We start from the raw sequence: 1,773 nt of genomic DNA on the forward strand, positions 1-1,773 counted from the left end.
CTGGTGGCGCGGCTGCAGGCCATCGAATGGCTGTCCTGGCTGGCCAGCGCCTTCGGCTGGTTGACCGACGCGCTGGACACCCTGCTGGCCTGGGCCCGCGAGCAGGTGAGCGCGCTGTTCGACGGCCTGTTGCGGGGCTTCGATGCGCTCTCGCCCTTCGTGGCCCTGGTGCTGGAGACGGTGCGCAAGCTGATCACCGTGGCGGGCGATCTGATGCAACTGCCGCTGCTGATCCTGGGCGGGCTGTGGCGACGGGTGCCGGCCTGCATCCGCGAGCCCATCGAACGCTTCATCCAAGAACAGGTGCTGGCGCGCATCCCGGTCTTCGGCCAGTTCTTCAGCGACCCCGAGCTCTGGCCCCGCGTACAGGCCACCGCGCTGGGCATCCTGCGCCGCATCTTCGTCGACGGCGACCTGGCCGGCGCGGCCTGGGCCTTCTTCCAGGCGGTGCTGCGGGTGCTGGGTCTGCCGGCCCAGCTGGTGGTGCAGGTGCTGGCCAAGGCCGCACGGGCGATCGGCGACATCCTCACCAACCCGATCGGCTTCCTGCTCAACCTGCTGCGGGCGGCCAAGGCCGGCTTTCTGCTGTTCTTCTCCAACATCGGCACCCACCTGCTGGGCGGCGTCACCGGCTGGCTCTTCGGCCAGCTGCAGGAGGCCGGCATCCGCCCGCCGGCCGACTTCTCGCTGCGGTCCATCCTGGGCTTCGTGCTGGAGGTGCTGGGCCTGACGGTGGAGAACATCTTCCGCCGCCTGGCCGAGCGGGTGGGACCCGAGGTGGTGGCCCGGCTGCGCCGCATGCTGGACCTGGCCACCGGCGTCTGGCGCTTCGTCTCGGTGCTGGCCACCGAGGGCGTGGCCGGTCTGTGGCGCGAGCTGCAGGAGCGGCTGAGCGGGCTGTGGGACCAGGTGCTGCAGGGCGTGAGCGGCTGGATCACCGGCGTGGTCATCGCACGCGCGCAGCGCTGGCTCACCGCCCTGCTGGACCCGACCGGCATCATGGCCGTGGTCAACAGCCTGGTGGCGCTCTACAACGCCATCGAGTCCTTCTTCCAGTACCTGCGCGAGATGCTGGAGATCGTCAGCCGGGTGCTGGACGGCGTGCTGGACATCGCCCGCGGCAGCATCGACACAGCCGCCGGCTTCCTGGAGAACGCGCTGGGCCGCGCCATGCCGGTGGCCATCGGCTTCCTGGCCCACCAGCTGGGCCTGGACGGCCTGGGCCGGCGCATCGCCGAGATGCTCGAGCGGGTGCAGACCCGCGTCAACGCCGCCATCGACTGGCTGATCGAACGCGCGCTGCGGGCCGGCCGCGCGGTGCTGGACCTGGCCCGCCGCGGCGCCGACGCGGTGCGGGGCGCCGTGGGCCGGCTGCGCGACTGGTGGCGCGCCCGCCAGGCCTTCCGCTCGGCCGATGGCCAGGAACACCACGTGTTCATCCAGGGCAGCGGCCGTGGCGCGCAGCTGATGGTGGCCTCCGAGGAAATGACCTATGCCCGCTTCATCGCCCGCCTGAGCGAACGCGCCAATCACGCCTCGGACGCCGACCGCCGCCTGGCCACCCGCCTGGCCGGCGAACTGGACGCAGCCATCCAGGTGGCCGCCAGCGCGCCAGTGGGCGCCGCCAGCGCCACGGCCCCGGCCGCGGTGGACCACGCCGCTGTGATCGATGCCAAGCTGGCCGAGCTGGCCCAGGTGACGGCCCGGCTGATGCCCGCGGGGAAGGCGCGGCCTCCACCCTGCCGGTCTACGGCGGCACCAATGCGGCGGGCT

At 72.3% G+C, this 1,773-nt stretch carries 1 protein-coding gene; it reads left to right on the forward strand.

From position 1 onward, the window contains the following. Positions 1 to 1,773: hypothetical protein (locus tag I73_RS33295; protein ID WP_022981775.1), on the forward strand; the 1,773-nt coding region annotated here is incomplete at both ends.

The organism is Ideonella sp. B508-1, assembly GCF_000333615.1.
Taxonomy (GTDB): domain Bacteria; phylum Pseudomonadota; class Gammaproteobacteria; order Burkholderiales; family Burkholderiaceae_C; genus Ideonella.